Below are 16,281 nucleotides of genomic sequence, written 5' to 3'. Positions count from 1 at the left end.
CTATCACATGTCCATCTACAATTTGCTGATCATTTCACTATAAAATCTCACTGCCCCCTGAATCTCATCTTCAGTAGGATTCTCCTTATTAATTCCTCCTATAAGTTTAAGAGGCCCATATGTGTCATAGCCCTTGCAGCAATAAGTGCCAAGAACATTGCATTTCTTTGAAGCAAGAGTGCTCTTTATACTTTTTGCAAAATCCTGCCCTGGTTTTCCGCAGGTGTACATAAGAAATACATTTTTACCTTCCGGCATTTTCTCTTTGGCTACTTGTTCAATTTCTTTATAGAATTTGCTATAAGCGATACCGGATGCAATTCCAATAAGATCATATTCTTCCAGTGTAATATCATCCTCTTTTACATTAAGAAGTATGACATCGTATTCTTTTTTAATTGCATCACAAAGTTTTTTTGTATTTCCATGATGCCACGATTCATATAATATTGCTGTCTTCATATTTATTCTCCTATGTTTTCATATTCTTTATCAAGCAATTCTCTCCAAACTTTGCCCACTTGCTTATGATATTCCAAGTGTCCTGTAAAAGCAGTCTCTCCTTTAGTAACACCCTGCATTTCAGAGAGACCTAAGGTTTGTTTTCATATCCACCCTATATACCCAATTGTTTACAATTCGCTTATTATTTCTGTTATTGGCATGTTACTCATACGTTTTGAAGGAACATAAACAGCAGCAATAGTCGATAAAATGATAAATATCAATATAATGAGAAGCGATTGAACAGGCACATTCCATGTCGCATAAGAGAAATGTGCAGTAATCAGCTTGTCATACATCAGCTTGCTAAGAGGCACTCCTACTACACAGCCAATTACGAACCCGCTAAAAGCATAGGTGGATGCTTCAGCAGTTATCATTCTCATAACTTGATGTTTGTCCGCGCCAATAGCACGCATTACTCCGTATTGCTTTATTCTTGCAGACACACTCATTGAAATACTGTTTACAATATTTAATATGGCAACCAGTGCAATAAGTACTACAAATGCGTATACAAGCACCACGAATGCCGTATAAGTACCAATAGTCCGTTGGTCACGATAATCACGAAATTTACATTCGTCTCCAAGTAAGCTGCGGATTGCTTCTACATCTCCATCCGTCACATCTTTGGTTAGCTGTATAGAAATAAGCGAATAATCCGATACATTTGTCAGACGCGTAAAGGTTTCTCCAGAAGTAATAAGGGTTACTCGGCCATCTGTGCTGCCATCGTTAGTGAAAATATCATATCTCAACAGTCCTGCAACTTCAAGTTCTTCATCTCCAATCCGCACTTTATCACCTATCTTTAATGAACCCTCTTTGTCATGAATTGAAATTACATAGTTACTATTCCCATATACTTTTGAAATATCACTTCCTTTTCTAAGTTCTTTATCCTTTGTGAGACAATCCAAATCAAATTCATCAAAGGAAATCAAATCAACCGTATCTGCTGAAATTGTATTGCTTAATAACTCTGCAGGAATATCAAAAATGCTTCTGCGTCCAAAAACTTCTTTTACCCCATCCATATCGCTAATTTTATGAATCAACGTACTATCAAGAGAGTTTATATTGTCTACTGAATAAATCTCGATATCAGAATAATTTGCTTTCTGAGGCATGAGATAATTCACAAGCTCAATAAGAACTGAAAAACTCAAAAACAGAATAATACTAAGTGCAAATGAACCTGTCATAAGCAATAGATTTTTTTTGGCTGATAGTGCGCGCTGAATACCAAGAGAAGTTTCGATTTTTTTAAATGGGATGTTTACCGCACGGTGGACCCCTCTGGCCTTTACGGCATTGCCAGATACTGCTGACACTGGAGACACTTTAGAAGCCTGTTTCGCAGGAGATTTTGCAGCGATAAACACGGTAACAATTCCTGTAACTGCTCCACTGATAATGCCAACTGCACTTATCTTAAATAGAGGCATATATAAAAATTCTTCACCAACACCATACCTCATGACCGCACATAAGCCCCATGTGGATACAACTCCAAGTGCAAGCCCTATGGGAACAGCAGTTTTACACCAGTTCAAAGCTTCCAATCTTACGAAATGGAGAATCTGTCTTTTACTCATGCCAATGCAACGCATCATTCCAAAAAACTGTGTTCTTTGAGCTATATCACTATTCATACTGCTAGCAATCATTAGTACACCTGCAATCAGCACAAGCAAAAACAGTATTGCTGCGGCAAGATAAAAAGGTTGCATAGCTGAATCATCATTAATGCCTGTTATATCTAAAATAGCTTTATTTCGCTCAATACTATTATCTGTAAGCTCGTATTGCTCCTTTATTTCTTCAATGCGTTTGCTTGCCCCTGCATCTTTTTGAAATTGAACATAGTATGCAGGTGTTAAGGCATTCTCATTCATATCACAAAGGTTTTGAAATGCATCTCGGTTCATATATGCTCTGATGGTGCCGTATAAAGTATTATAAGAGGTATCATCCTCACCAAAACCAGATACAGTATACTCGATATCTCTGGCCGGGGTATTCACCGTAATGTTATCCCCTATATCGATACCCAGAATTTTTTTTGCATTTGGGCTTAGCATGATTTCAGTATCATTATGAGGATAATATCCTTCTTCCAAACAGTCCATAATGTTGGTAATATACCCTTCATCAACGCCAATGAAAACCGCAGTTCTACCGCCAATATAGTACTCAAAGTCCCGTTCATAATTAATTGTGTCATGCCAAGAGATGACAGCAACATCCGGACGTAATCTTATTTGCTCTGCTTCACTTTCAGATATATCTTTGATTTTTACATGCCAATAGCCATGTTTCATACGCAGACTTGCTTCTTCTGCTCTGATTCCCATGTCTGCCATACTAAAAATAGCAGTCACCAAAAACACAGCAAGAACAATACATAAAATCGTCATGAGGTTTTGCCGCTTACGTACCTTCGCAGAAATTGGGATTAAGCTTAAATAGCTTTTCATTCGCAGCACCTCCCAAAATCGGTCAACACGCCATCGGACACTTGCAATATACGGTCTGCTGTCTGCGCAATACTTCGACTATGTGTAATCATTACAATGGTCTGTTGATACTTTTTTGATGCTTCTTTCAGTAAAGTAATGACCTCATTGCTGTTTTGTGAATCCAAATTTCCCGTCGGCTCGTCGGCAAGAATTAACGCAGGGCGGGTAATTAATGCGCGGCCAATGGCAACCCTCTGTTGCTGTCCGCCAGATAGCTGACTGGGCAAATGATTGCGGCGTTCTTTCAGCTTGAGTATGGTAAGTAATTCTTCCAAATATTTTTTATCCGGCTTTTGATAATCAATCAGGACCGGAAATATAATATTTTGCTCTACCGTCAATTCAGGAATAAGATTAAAGCTCTGAAAAATAAAACCTATATTCCTGCGACGAAATACAGTTAGGCGGCTATCATTCATAGAAAAAATATCCTTACCGTCAATAAATACTTTGCCTGAAGTGGGGGTATCCAAAGCACCTATCATATTTAATAACGTACTTTTTCCAGAGCCTGACTCTCCGACGATTGCAACAAATTCTCCTTTCGGAACGGAAAAAGTAACGTCCTTTAATGCATGTACAGCAGCCTCTCCGCTGCCATATGTTTTAGAAATTGACTTGACTTCTAATAAGTTCATAGGATAAACACCTCTTTCTATTCTCATATCTGTAGTATACCGTAGCAACCCTACAGTAATATTACTACCAGACTACAAATTTGTAGGAATTAAGAAGTTCATTGTGAAAGTGGTGCCAACGCCTAATTCACTGTCAACTTTAATCGTTCCGTTATGTGCTTCTACTACCGCTTTTGCCAAAGACAATCCAAGTCCGATACCCTGCTTATCTTTCGAAAAACGGCTGCGGTAAAATCTTTTAAAGATGTGATATAAATCCTCGGGATGGATGCCACTTCCATTATCCTTTATGACAATTTGAAGGATAGAAGAAAAAACCCTCCACTCAATACTGATAACATCTCCTTTTTCCGTATGGTCAAGGGCGTTTTTTACAATGTTACTAACAGCTTCGATTATCCAGCTGCGGTCACACAAAAGAAAGATTTCCTCATTCCCTGACAATCTGATTTCCTTGCCTTCTTGCTCGGCGCGAAGCAAGAAATGCCTTTTGATAGTTTCCATTAATTCAGATACATTTTCTAGAGACTTTTCCAAGCAAATTGTGCCTGCGTCAAGTTTTGTAATTTTCAAAAGGCTTTGTACCAGTGTTTCTATTCGGTCTAGCTCCTGTTCCGAAAGATCGACAAACTCTTTCATGGTTTGAAACTCTTTTGATTCTTCCTTCATAATACCATTGTAGATATTCAGAGCGGCAAGCGGTGTCTTTAACTGATGTGATATATCAGATATAGTATTCTTCAAAAACTCTTTTGCGTTCTGTTCATTCTCTGCCTGAGCATTTAACGCAGAAACTAAGGAATTTATTTCATGAAACAGTCTATATATCTCGCCCTCGTCATCGCATTCTATACGAGCATCTTTGTTGCCGGACATATATTCTTTTATTTGCGCCACGGCTTTTTCCATGATTTTGCTCTGTTCCTTAAAATATCTGTAACAGAGCATTAATATTGTGATGCTCATGCCAATGAAACAAACAATAATGAAAACTGTAGAATTTTTAATTTCAAATCCAATAAATAACGCAAAAATCAGCGTAAAGACCAATATACACAATAAGATATTGGCAAAAAGCAATCTAATTCTTCGGTCGGCAAATATTTTCATTTTAAACCTCAATCCATTGTATTCCATTTATAACCCATTCCGCGGACAGTGATAATTCTTGTTGGTGCTCCTGGGTTATCTTCAATTTTCGTACGCAGCCTACGGATATATACTGTAAGAGAATTGCTATCTATAAAGTTTTCGTTGCAATCCCACAATTTACTTAAAATCTGCTCAGCTGAAAGCACTATATTGGGATTTTCCATCAACAGACATAGTAACTTATATTCATTTGCTGTTAAATCAAGCAGTTTTCCGTTTTTATATACTTCGCCTTTCAGCAGTTGTACGTTTATCTCATTGGATTTCAGTTCTGTGACAGCTGAATTAAAATTCTCGCTTCTACGAAGCAAAGCGTTAATTCTTGACAGGAATACAGCCAGCTTAAAAGGTTTTGTAATATAATCATCACCTCCAATATCAAGTCCCATAATGATGTCAGTTTCTTCATCGGAAGCGGTAAGGAACATAATAGGCACTTTGGAAATCTGACGTATTTTTTTACAAAAGTCAAAGCCCGACCCGTCGGGAAGTGATACGTCTAAAATAATTAAATCATATTTTCCATTCGCCCATAATGCATCAGCTTCTAATATTGTACGGGCAACATCTATCTCGTATCCCTGCTTTTTAACAGCAAAAGAAAGCCCGTTAATTAAACTCAAATCATCCTCCAATAGAAAAAGACGTTTCATTTGCTTTCATTTCCCTTCTTTTTGGGGTTATACCACGTAGCTGCCATCGCCGGCACGAAATGTTGACATGTTCGGGGAAACCTCGAAAAACACCTCGGTTTTTTTATTGTGATATATGAAGTATGGTGTAAATTACACCTTTTTCTGTTTTCACTTTTTCTAAATCATCAACAAAATAAAACACCTGGTATTTCCATTTGTCCGGATTATAAATAACTACATACTCTGCATCAATTTTCAGTATCGCGTCTTTGATGCTATTTTTAAAGTTGTTCAAGCTTTCTTTCGGCTCTATTTCTCCTACAACTTCAAATAAAAAGTTTGCGTCTTGAAATCTTTGCCTCGTCGTATCAATTAACGGAACTCCGATATTTACGTTCTGCCATCCAAATGATGTTATAATATTGTCGTAAAATCCCTCAAATAAGAATTTATTTAATCCTTCACAATCTTTCCAAAGATACAATGGGGAATAACTATTTTGCAAGCTATTATTTATCCCCTTTTCTGTTATTAAGTAAAGTTTGAACTTTAGACCATAAAATCCATCTGTTTTATAGCCGTTGTCCTTGACTCGCTTCCTTATGATATCCATATCATAGTTGCCGGGTAATGTTATCTTGTATTGTGATGCAATCATACTTCCACTTCCTTTTATATACTTCAATATCTAGATGGTTAGGCTCTCTTTAAGTAATTCTGTAAAGCACTCCATCCATAAGCCATCGCCGTTCTATATGATGGTGCATTCGTATACTTCATATAGGATAAATAATATTGTTCATAAAAGTCAAGTCTCTTACTGCCTTTGCAGCCTCACTAGCATATCCTCTCCTCTGACAATCTTTTCGAATATCATATCCTATTTCCAGCTTTATCTATCCATTAATTATCTGCATTGTAAGGCCACAATCCCCAATCATTTCACCGGTTTCTTTCAAAACCACAGCCCACAAACCAAAACCAAAAACTTTGTATCTTTCAATATTTTTTCTAATCCATCCTCTAATTCTATCCTCATCAAAGGTATATAGATAATGCTCCATAATATCCGAATCTACAAGAACAGCATATAATGCATCAAAATCATTTTCTGTCATTTCTCGCAAAATCATTCTATCTGTTTCTATTGGGGAATAATGATTTCTAAATGTTTTATCAAACTGTTCGATGTCATCAGTGAATATTTACTGAACTTTTTTGACACCGCACTCTTTCCAAATTTTCGGCCAAAGCGTTCCGTTGCTGTAAAATGCTAAAAATGCGCGAAATTTTGCTTTGTTGAACTGCCCATTTCTAACTAGTATTTCTTGTTCCACACCGCTCATCCTAATTAAATAGCCCGTTTCCTTAAAACCATTATTGAGATAAAAGCGCTTGCGGCGTTCCTGTTCTTCGGTTTTGTCGGTATTACTATGCTCAATAGAAACAATAACCTTTTTCATCGGATAAAGTTTTTTCAGTTCATTCAATATTTCTCTTCCGTATCCCTTTGACCGTAATTCTTTATCCACTGCAAAGAACATTACGAAAACTTGTTTGAATTGGACTGCAAAGTATATGAATCCACACAATTTATCATTATCATAAAAAGAGAGAAATTTCGTATTCCAAAGCTTTGACATAAGAACCATCATCCAAAATGGCATACGCTCATTTGGAGGAAATGAGTCAAAATAAATCGCCTTTACGTCTTTACTTTTAAGGCTAACTTTCTTTACTTTAAGTTCCATATAATTCTCCTTCTATCACATAGTCAAGCTTTGTAACCTTGCAACTATAAATTAACATTTAATCTGTCTCTCATTGTCATTACTACCATCTCCACATCACTCGAGTGGCCATTATTATAATATTTTTTCCAAGTCGTGGCCAATCTCCTCAAATTTCTTATACTCATGCAGGATATTCAACGAATCCAAATATAAATGTAGAATTTCATTATCACAAAATAATATGTCAGCTGTGCCGATATGAATATCAATCTTTAGTTTGCCTCGAATCTTTTGCGCATTTTGCCGTACCAAGCATAAAATATTGTTTTCCTCCAAATACCATTCTTCTCTCATCATATCTTCGTATAACTCTATAGCTTTTTCGGGAGCTACTCCCACAGTACGGTATTCTTTGTTATAGAGATGGTGATAGGTTCCTGCGTAAGAGGTCACGGAACCAAACAGCTCGGGATGCTTAACTGCATAATAAAACGCCATGTTGCCCCCCATTGAAAACCCTGACAGCATTCTGCTCTCGCGGGTTGAGTCTGTTCTGTACTGTGTGTCGATATGGGGTATCAGTTCCTTAATAAGGATGGTTTCAATTTGCAATAAGGCATCGAAATAATTTTCTTCCGACGAAATTGCGTTGACAAAAACAGTAATGGCCCATCTGTTTTTATAGACCTTTTCCAGTGGCCATATCTCGGAAGATTCGTTGCCCGTCCATCCATGAATGTGGTATGCAACTGGATATTTTTCGCCACTGTCTTTGTACCCGGGCGGAAGATAGATATTATAGCCTATTTCGTGATTTAATACTTGGCTATAAAATGTTTTATGAATAACATATTGAGGTGATTCTGCTGGTGGGTTTATAAAGTTCATTCAACACTCCTCCAATGTCGACTAATTTTAGATATCCATAATTCCGGTATTCTCTTTCAAGCACATATCCAATAACCAGATCACCGTCGATTGTATTTATGAGCTTAGGAACGCTGTAATTCTTCTATTGTTTCATCACACCAGCGGATGACAGCTTCACTAGATATGATACCCCTTCTAAGAATCGCTTTTAAAAAACAGACTCGCTCCTTCGATATGTCCTGGTTACCCTGTTCTAGATTCTTTTGCATTCCAAGATACTTATCTATATTCTTTTCATGGAGTTTTTTATAATTCTCAAGCATATGGATAACTTTCTCCCTTGGCTGGCCACTGGAAAACAATAATTTTAGCAAAAATTCAGAACGCATTGGCTGCTCAATAGTCTCTTCTAAAAGCCATGCCTCAAGCTCCTGCTTTCCCTTTTCAGTTATTCCATACTTTATTTTCTTTTCGTTATTTTCTCTGGAAACGATTTCAATCATCCCGTCCTCCAGCATCATTTTCAATGTTGGATAAATATGTCCGAAATTTTCATTCCAAAACCCAGAGAGTACCTTGTCACTGTACTTTTTTATGTCATAGCCGCTACTTGGTGACAGATTCAGAATACCCAAAATAGCATATATGGATTTATTCTTTAATGCCATTCCTATTTCCTCTCTTTCCAGGTGTCAACAAACTTTTCAAGTTTCCATATTGTCTATTCAAACTTAGTTAAATTTCTCATTTCCCGAGAAATTTGCATGCAGTTTTCCTTGATTTTTCTATCCATTATAAGTGCTTCTGTCTTGGATCTCAATATTTCTGGTGACAATTCCTCTATGTTTTCTGTCATTCCCAGTTCCATAGAAACAAGACGCTTGGCCACTTTATGCTGGTCATTGACCTGAGGTAATGCAAGCATAGGAACTCCAAAGTATAGAGCTTCGTTTACGCTGTTAAAACCTGCATGAGTAATAAATACATCAGCCCGCTTTTAAATCTCTAGTTGAGGAAGAAAAATCTTTACCATGAAATTCTGTGGAAATTCCCCTAATTGCGAGACTTCACACTTCTTTCCAATGGACATGCATACATAACAATCCGTATTACGAAATGCCGAGATACATGTCTTATAAAAATCTAAAAAAGCTGTATTGACACTTCCAAGCGATATATATATAAGCTTTCTGTCTCCTATCACGGAAAGATCTAAATCGTCTGCTTCCTGTTGCCGGTCGATGGACGGACCGACGAATAAATAGTCCAGCTCATGTACCCCATCATCTCCGTTAAAATCTTGAGTGGTGTATACGATATTCAAATCTCCTTTACTTGTAAAAACCTGTTCTAATGAAGGTTCCTCAATATTATAGCTTTCACAAATTCGTTTTAATATCTGATAGCAATGATCCAATTGAGGATGGAATCCTCGCACAAGCATCCGTTCTGGCACCGGTATTTTACTCATCGCAAAAGAGGAGTGGGAACACACAACCGAAACTTTAACAATCTGTTTTAAAAAACATGCTCCTCCGAAATAAGAATCACAAATAATCATATCATACTGATCTTCTTTTACAATACCTAATATCTCTGGCAGCACTGCTTCATCATATAAAAGCATGTATTCCAGCAACATAAAAAATGGATGTCTGTCTGTCGGGCGGTATTCTTTCAAAAACAGATCCAACTTGTTACTAAATCCAATCCATTTTGCCCCCATCTTTGTTACCTGTTCCGCAAATGATTCAAAGCAAAAATAGCTGACCCGGTTTCCTTTCTCTGTAAGTTTCTTGACCAATCCCAGCGTAGGGTTAATATGCCCATGCAAATTTGCATTTACAAAAAAATATTCATTTTTTCTCCTTATATCACTCTGATATAGTCATATAATATATCTCTCTGATATAGTTGTCAATATGCTTTCGACATTGCTTTTTCTTTTGCACCTTTACGTAACTGCCGTTGCAGTCCTTCAATGATATTGGTAGTATAAATTATTTTCCTTATTTCCTCCCAAAATTTGTAGAATGGGCTTATCATATCCCAGTTATTTTCCCAGCTTTTTATCTCATAGGGATATTCCTTTCCCCACTTGTTCTTAAGTTCACAAAACTTCTCTAGCGCTACTCTTCGTTAATAGCACGGTATACTTCCTTAGAGTCATTGCAAAAAGCTTTAACATCCTTTCTAGTTCCATATCATAGTAACGCCCGAATGCATTTCTTACAATGAATCTTGCTCTGTTTTATGCCAGTTCAGAGTTTACACAAAGTCCGGGATACACCCGAATAACCAAGAAATAAGCAAAGCACTCTACGCATATTTTACATAGAGTGCCTTGTCTTAGTTTGCGTTTTATCAGATCAGACTATTTCTTGTATCCGCATTTAGGGCACACGCCATTTTCGTTTAACGCAATACCGCATAACGGGCAGCGTTCAATATCCTTTTTGGGTTCATATTCTTCTGTAGCTCCATTTACTCCACTTGTAAATGTGAGCTTCACGATGTTCAGCTTGTCCTTAAGTAAATCGTAAACGATTTTAATCATGCCCTCAACGGTCATTGTTTCTTTTGTGACGACCAAACGACATTCAGGGTATGCTGTGGCAAGCTCCGTCTTAAAAGCTGGACCTTTTTGCTTATTGGTCGGTGCACCGTCCTTGATGCCTTGTGCCTCGTAAACTCCAAGAATCGCAGGAAGCAAAGGATCGTCCTCTCTCAAAACAAGTGCGTGGTCGAAGTTTTGTAAAACATCCCAAGCAATTTTCTTGATTTCATTACATGGAAATACCATATTGACTCCCATGTTGACATCGTCTTCAACTTCAATCGTCAGTATTCCCGTATGTCCGTGCAAGTACTGTGCTTCGCCTTTGAACCCATAGAATCTGTGTGCATATTGTAGGTCTAATGTTGTGAAACTTCTCATGCCTATTCTCCTCGTTTTTTTATATTTACGGGTGGTTTTGCTCCCGTATGCGCACATAATTAATTTGCCAAATTGCCTGTACACATTCTCAACTTAACAAAGCATTTCTTACATCCAAGGCAAGTTCCCTTAAAAAAATGCCATGCCCAGTAATTTCAAATCCGTGAGTATCCTTAATATTTTTGTCCAAATCCGCTATAAAATACGTTTCCACATCAAAGACTTGACCTCACTTTACACATCGTAAGTGATAATGATTGTGGCATATATTATCGAAACGATAAGCTCCGTTGGGCATTTCCACTTTACGGATGTCACCGATATCAGACAGCAGATTCAGATTCCGATATTCCGATCCTCTGCTTTTGGTAATAAATGCCCTATTAGTGCAATATACTAATAAGTACATCGTGTCAATGGTGTAACTGGAATTATTAATTATATAGGACTATAATAAATGCTATTGAGTTTCAAGTGCTTTCGGCTATTGTTCTTTTGCCTCTAACGACAGTTGACGGTTATGGATTCTTTGCGTAGAGCACCAACAATGGCTACTATATCTTTATTTTTTCAATATGATGAACTCCTTTTCTTCAGCTTATATTTATCAATAAGATATCGTACTCTTTATAAAAGTACCTTTTTTCAAATCATCAAAAGCTTTATTCAATTCTTCCTTTGAGTTCATGACTATAGGACCACCCCAAGCAACCGGTTCGTCCAGTCGTTTTGAACTTATGAATAAAACCTGGGCTTTTTCATCTGTGGCCTTTATCTCAACTTGCTCGCCGGAGGTAAGTTTTGCTGCTGTCTTTTCCTTTACCAGCTCACCCGCGATATAAGCGTCTCCTAAAAGAGTAAACACCATGACAGAGCGCTCACTCTCTGTATTCATTATAACAGATTCTTTTGGGTTCAGATGTAAATCGTAATAGTCAAGAGGAAGATATTTGCTCATATATCCTTTTGTTCCTTCGAACTCGCCCGCCAACAGTCTTAGCTTACCCCAATCAAAATTAATTTCCTCAATTTCTGAGTTTTTGATGCTGTAATAAGCTGGAGGAGCCATTTTGTCCTTTGCGGGAAGATTCAGCCAGAGTTGTACACCAAGCAGCCGCTCGGCAGCCGGCAATTTTTCTTCATGCATAATACCTGAGCCTGCTGTCATCCATTGAACTTCTCCATCACCAATCGTATCCTCATTGCCTAAGCTATCCTTGTGAGTCATATGCCCACGATACACATAACTAATTGTCTCGATACCTCTGTGAGGATGCATGGGAAATCCCGCTATATAATCATCCGGATTTGCGCTGTCAAAGGAATCAAGCATTAAAATTGGATCATATGCCTGAACAGTTTGGTTTCCCAATACTCTGACCAAACTTACTCCGGCTCCGTCCTTAGTTCTATAACCTCTAACTTGTTGACTAATTTTTCGTTCCATATAGATATCCTCCTTCTTTTAAATTTACGGCACAGCAGTTATATAATTTATCGGCAACCCGCATCTATTAGCAATTAATCTGAAGTAACCGGCCATTTCATATAAATTGTCTTCTTTTACCGGTGTAATTCCGCAGCAAATCAATCCATTTCTTTGCCATTTAGCCGAATGAAAGTCATCTATCACATCGGGATAAATCATATGATAATATTTATGAACCCATCCCAACTTGTTCATATTATATTTCATATTATCGTCAAAATACTTTTGAAGCTTTTTGTATTCATCAATATCCATATCTGAACTCGAAAATTCTTTGATAATATTCGAACCATATATTAGAGTGTCTCTCAATTCTCTAGCCAAAGATATGGCTTCATCCAATGACAGAATCTTTGGATTCTGGGGGTTCCAGTTACCCATTTGTCATCTAAATTCCTTTTAAAAATTACATACTTAAAGGCACTTCCTCCGGATATTGATCCATAGTCAGATGTTCGGAAATCATCATTATTTTTAAATTCTAACCAATAAGTTAATCCATCTCTATTTCCTATATTAAATACAGTGTTTAAAAGGAGTTCTCCATCCAGACCCTTTAACACATCGGGACCAAATTTTTGCGAAAACAACTTATACCCTTGATCTAACTGTGCTTTTGATAAAAGCTTATTATTCGATAGGAGCGTCTCACAGGTCTGTTTTATTTTAGTAATCACATTATCTAACTCTTCATATTGTACTTTTTCCAAAATGAATTCCTCCTCACACCAGTTTTTTTTACTCCATCACAAATACTTGTCAAAGGGACGGTTAATCTTCCCTTTGATACTCTTAAATCAATTAGTTCTCTTCATCATATGGCAAAATGAGCCACACACCTGTTTCTGTGACTTTGTAATATTTGTCAGTTTCAGTATCAACCATAAGAACCGGTATAAAACCACTATCTAGAACGGTGCCGTCAATATAATAGTGGGATTCACCATCATAATATATATCATGAAATCTTGGGTCACCTGAAATCGTTGCTGTTCCAACATGCCCGGCTACAACCTTCATAGATAAACCATCTATTCTTCCGGTTTGAGCAGGATACTTCATTGTAAAAATATTATCTCCTGTTTCCCACTCCCACATATCTCCTGCTTCTTCATCTATCCCTGCATGAACAAATATTGTATTCCCTTCTACATGGTATCTTGGCAATGATCCAATCCAGCTAATATATATATCATCATCTTGATCCTCATCAACATTATTAATAATCATATGATCTATGCTAGAAGTACCATCTAGTACCCATTCTTCATGGTTACCTAATAAAGCTATTACTTTGTCCTGTCCATATTTGTTTTGAAGACTGATAATTTTATCTAAAACCCCACGGTTTTGCGGTCCTCCATGAATATAGTCTCCTAAAAGTACCAATTTTGTACCCTCTTTACTAAGTTGATCCAATACCATTGATAATGCTTCTTCAAACTCCGCCAGACATCCATGAATATCAGACATACAGTATACTTTCATCTATATTTTCCCCTCTAACAATAATAGATATTTCTTTAACAGAATACAGCTCTGAAAACTCTTTAGTTACTTCAAGTGAAACAGCGCCGCTTCCCGAATAACATAATTTGTCAGCTCGTAAAAAGCACTTTTAGTCTTTGCAATAACTCCATCATCCAGAAGTCTTTTTATCTGTACGCTTGAAAGCCCAAGCTCTTTAAGCTTCGCAGTCTTTAGAATTCACCCTAGCCTTTAAAATTCTTTCATTAATATATCAAATTCTATCATTTTGCACCTCTCGGTCTGCATTTGTTTTTTATTGCAGTCTCTTAAGTGCATTTTGCCCTTTTAGGTCGAGTAGACAGTTTGGAGTTAATCCGCCAAATCCAGCAAAATCAATACTTACGGCTTTGACAACAATGTAACGCACTCAAAATAACTCACGAAACCATCGGCAATCATTTGGGCAACCTAAGAAAAGTGGTAACACGAATGCTTTAGTAATTCGTGAATGAAGGACTTATCTCGCTCTCCCACAAAACGATAGAGATTATCGACGAAGACGGACTACAAAAACCAATTAGTCCTTTCAGTTTTTATCCATCCCGCAAGGAGTGGATTTTCTGTTTAACGCTTTATCGTTACGGACTGCATCGTAGAATCGGAAGCCGCCGGCAAAGTTATAAGCATTAAAACCGTTACCAACAAGGATTCTGCTTGCAATATAACTTCTTAGCCCGCTTTGGCAAATGATATACACGGGTTTGCTGCGGTCAAGCTCGTCAATACGTTCACGCAGTTCATCAACGGGAATATTGATAAATCCTTCTGCATGACCCCTGTTGTATTCCATCGGCGTACGTGTATCAAGAAGTGTTACACTCCCGTCGCGGGGAAGTGTTTCATAATCCTCGTAATACCACTGCTTTACAACACCGTTTTTTATGTTTTCTATAATGAAACCTGCCATATTCACGGGATCTTTTGCAGAGGAGTAAGGCGGTGCATAAGCAAGGTCGAGTTCGACAAGGTCATACGCCTTCATTCTGGCACGGATAGCGGTAGCCAATACATCAATTCGCTTATCAACACCATCAAAACCGACAATCTGAGCTCCTAAGATGCGGTAGGTTTCTTTCTCAAAAATCACCTTCATAGTCATTATTTTACCGCCGGGATAATATCCTGCATGACTCATAGGGGAAAAAATAACCTTATCGGTAAGGAGCCCTAGCACTTTCGCCGTTTTTTCGTTAATTCCTGTAGTTGCAGCGGTCATATCAAATATCTTGATAACCGAGCTGCCTTGACCTCCTGTATAGTGGCTGTCACCACCACAGATATTGTCAGCGGCAATTCTACCTTGTTTGTTAGCCGGACCAGCAAGGGATATAAGCGTATCTTCATCGGTTACAAAGTTCTTAATCTGAACCGCATCACCGACAGCATAAATGTCAGGAATCGAGGTTTCCATTTTATCATTTACAACAATACTGCCTTTAATACCGAGTTCTAACCCAGCATTTTTAGCGAGTGCAGTTTCGGGAGCAACCCCAATTGACATTACCACCATATCGACGTGAAGTGTGGGAGCATCTTTTAACTTAACATCAATACCGTAATCTGTACCTGCAAAGCCTTCAACCATATGACCAAGCATAAGATTTACACCGTTTTTGCGAACCTCTGCGTGTATAAATGATGCCATATCGCCGTCAAAGGGAGCCATAAGTTGTTCTGCGGCTTCTACTAGCGTGACACCGATTCCAAGTTTCCGCAGATTTTCTGCTACCTCAATTCCGATAAAGCCTCCGCCCACGACAACGGCGGATTGCGGGTGACGTTCGTCTACATATTTCTTAATCTTCAGCGTATCCTCTACGGTACGGAGAGTGAAAATCTTATCACTGTCGACGCCCTCAAAGTTTGGCCTTATCGGCTTTGCACCTGGTGAGAGTAGAAGTTTATCATAACTCTCAGTAAAAACTGTGCCATTTTCGAGATTTCTCACGACAACAGTCTTGCTGTCAGGGTGAATTTCCGTGACTTCATGATGCACATTCATTTTAACACGGAAGCGTTTCCAAAAGCTTTCGGGTGTCTGTAGCGTCAGATCGTTTTCATCTTCGATGGTGCCGCCAATATAGTACGGCAATCCACAGTTGGCATAGGAAATAAATCCCGAACGCTCGAAAACAACAATTTCGGCCTGCTCATCAAGCCTGCGTATTCTTGCAGCTGCTGTTGCACCACCTGCAACACCGCCTATGATCACAACTTTCATTATTTGACCACCTTTCCACGGTAGTTAGTGTAAAGTAAATTACACT

General features: G+C 38.0%; 18 protein-coding genes and 3 pseudogenes. All 21 read right to left on the bottom strand.

Features of this window, described 5'->3' with window-relative positions:
- Positions 1–15: 15 nt before the first annotated feature.
- Positions 16–462 carry a flavodoxin domain-containing protein gene (locus EFD62_RS01220; protein WP_069194664.1) on the bottom strand — a complete coding sequence of 149 codons (447 nt, stop codon included), beginning with the start codon at positions 460–462 and terminating at the stop codon, positions 16–18.
- Positions 463–632: 170 nt separating this feature from the next.
- Positions 633–2,987: an ABC transporter permease gene (locus EFD62_RS01215; RefSeq protein WP_069194665.1), complete on the bottom strand. Its 2,355-nt coding sequence runs from the start codon at positions 2,985–2,987 to the stop codon at positions 633–635.
- Positions 2,984–3,667: an ABC transporter ATP-binding protein gene (locus EFD62_RS01205; RefSeq protein ID WP_069194666.1), complete on the bottom strand. Its 684-nt coding sequence runs from the start codon at positions 3,665–3,667 to the stop codon at positions 2,984–2,986. The genes EFD62_RS01215 and EFD62_RS01205 overlap by 4 nt, the downstream gene beginning before the upstream one ends.
- 72 nt (positions 3,668–3,739) lie before the next feature.
- Entirely contained in the window at positions 3,740–4,777 is a 1,038-nt protein-coding gene (locus EFD62_RS01200; RefSeq protein ID WP_128705621.1) for a sensor histidine kinase, read from the bottom strand.
- 8 nt (positions 4,778–4,785) lie between these two features.
- Entirely contained in the window at positions 4,786–5,472 is a 687-nt protein-coding gene (locus EFD62_RS01195; RefSeq protein ID WP_069194668.1) for a response regulator transcription factor, read from the bottom strand.
- Positions 5,473–5,575: 103 nt separating this feature from the next.
- Positions 5,576–6,112 carry a DUF4865 family protein gene (locus tag EFD62_RS01190; protein WP_069194669.1) on the bottom strand — a complete coding sequence of 179 codons (537 nt, stop codon included), beginning with the start codon at positions 6,110–6,112 and terminating at the stop codon, positions 5,576–5,578.
- 118 nt (positions 6,113–6,230) lie between these two features.
- A pseudogene (locus EFD62_RS01185) lies at positions 6,231–6,572 on the bottom strand (GNAT family N-acetyltransferase).
- 87 nt (positions 6,573–6,659) lie between these two features.
- Entirely contained in the window at positions 6,660–7,205 is a 546-nt protein-coding gene (locus tag EFD62_RS01180; RefSeq protein WP_128705620.1) for a GNAT family N-acetyltransferase, read from the bottom strand.
- Positions 7,206–7,319: 114 nt separating this feature from the next.
- Positions 7,320–8,075, bottom strand: a complete 756-nt coding sequence (locus EFD62_RS01175; protein WP_069194672.1) for an alpha/beta hydrolase — start codon at positions 8,073–8,075, stop codon at positions 7,320–7,322.
- A 104-nt stretch (positions 8,076–8,179) separates the two neighbouring features.
- Entirely contained in the window at positions 8,180–8,725 is a 546-nt protein-coding gene (locus EFD62_RS01170) for a PadR family transcriptional regulator (protein ID WP_069194673.1), read from the bottom strand.
- Between the two features lie 53 nt (positions 8,726–8,778).
- Positions 8,779–9,042, bottom strand: a pseudogene (locus tag EFD62_RS01165) (glycosyltransferase); the annotation flags it as partial.
- 12 nt (positions 9,043–9,054) lie between these two features.
- Positions 9,055–9,783: a glycosyltransferase gene (locus tag EFD62_RS01160; protein WP_328590665.1), complete on the bottom strand. Its 729-nt coding sequence runs from the start codon at positions 9,781–9,783 to the stop codon at positions 9,055–9,057.
- A gap of 206 nt (positions 9,784–9,989) precedes the next feature.
- Positions 9,990–10,261: pseudogene (locus EFD62_RS01155) on the bottom strand (transposase); the annotation flags it as partial.
- A 170-nt stretch (positions 10,262–10,431) separates the two neighbouring features.
- A complete protein-coding gene (locus EFD62_RS01150; RefSeq protein ID WP_069194676.1) occupies positions 10,432–10,995 on the bottom strand; it encodes a 6-pyruvoyl trahydropterin synthase family protein in 564 nt (187 codons plus the stop codon).
- Positions 10,996–11,083: 88 nt separating this feature from the next.
- Positions 11,084–11,209: a hypothetical protein gene (locus EFD62_RS18200; protein ID WP_268919898.1), complete on the bottom strand. Its 126-nt coding sequence runs from the start codon at positions 11,207–11,209 to the stop codon at positions 11,084–11,086.
- A 15-nt stretch (positions 11,210–11,224) separates the two neighbouring features.
- Positions 11,225–11,404: a transcriptional repressor gene (locus EFD62_RS18290; protein WP_128705618.1), complete on the bottom strand. Its 180-nt coding sequence runs from the start codon at positions 11,402–11,404 to the stop codon at positions 11,225–11,227.
- 198 nt (positions 11,405–11,602) lie between these two features.
- Positions 11,603–12,442 (bottom strand): pirin family protein, encoded by an 840-nt coding sequence (locus tag EFD62_RS01140; RefSeq protein ID WP_069194677.1) that lies wholly within the window; start codon positions 12,440–12,442, stop codon positions 11,603–11,605.
- A gap of 24 nt (positions 12,443–12,466) precedes the next feature.
- Positions 12,467–12,808, bottom strand: coding sequence for a hypothetical protein (locus tag EFD62_RS01135; RefSeq protein ID WP_128705617.1), 342 nt, complete (start codon positions 12,806–12,808; stop codon positions 12,467–12,469).
- A complete protein-coding gene (locus tag EFD62_RS01130) occupies positions 12,793–13,194 on the bottom strand; it encodes a hypothetical protein (RefSeq protein WP_069194679.1) in 402 nt (133 codons plus the stop codon). The genes EFD62_RS01135 and EFD62_RS01130 overlap by 16 nt, the downstream gene beginning before the upstream one ends.
- 91 nt (positions 13,195–13,285) lie before the next feature.
- Positions 13,286–13,972: a metallophosphoesterase gene (locus tag EFD62_RS01125; RefSeq protein WP_069194680.1), complete on the bottom strand. Its 687-nt coding sequence runs from the start codon at positions 13,970–13,972 to the stop codon at positions 13,286–13,288.
- 568 nt (positions 13,973–14,540) lie between these two features.
- Positions 14,541–16,235 carry an FAD-dependent oxidoreductase gene (locus EFD62_RS01115; protein ID WP_128705616.1) on the bottom strand — a complete coding sequence of 565 codons (1,695 nt, stop codon included), beginning with the start codon at positions 16,233–16,235 and terminating at the stop codon, positions 14,541–14,543.
- Positions 16,236–16,281 lie beyond the last annotated feature (46 nt).

The organism is Acetivibrio mesophilus (assembly GCF_004102745.1).
Lineage (GTDB): Bacteria > Bacillota > Clostridia > Acetivibrionales > Acetivibrionaceae > Hungateiclostridium > Hungateiclostridium mesophilum.
Note: the sequence above shows the minus strand (reverse complement) of the source record. Positions and strands in the feature narration are given on the sequence as shown.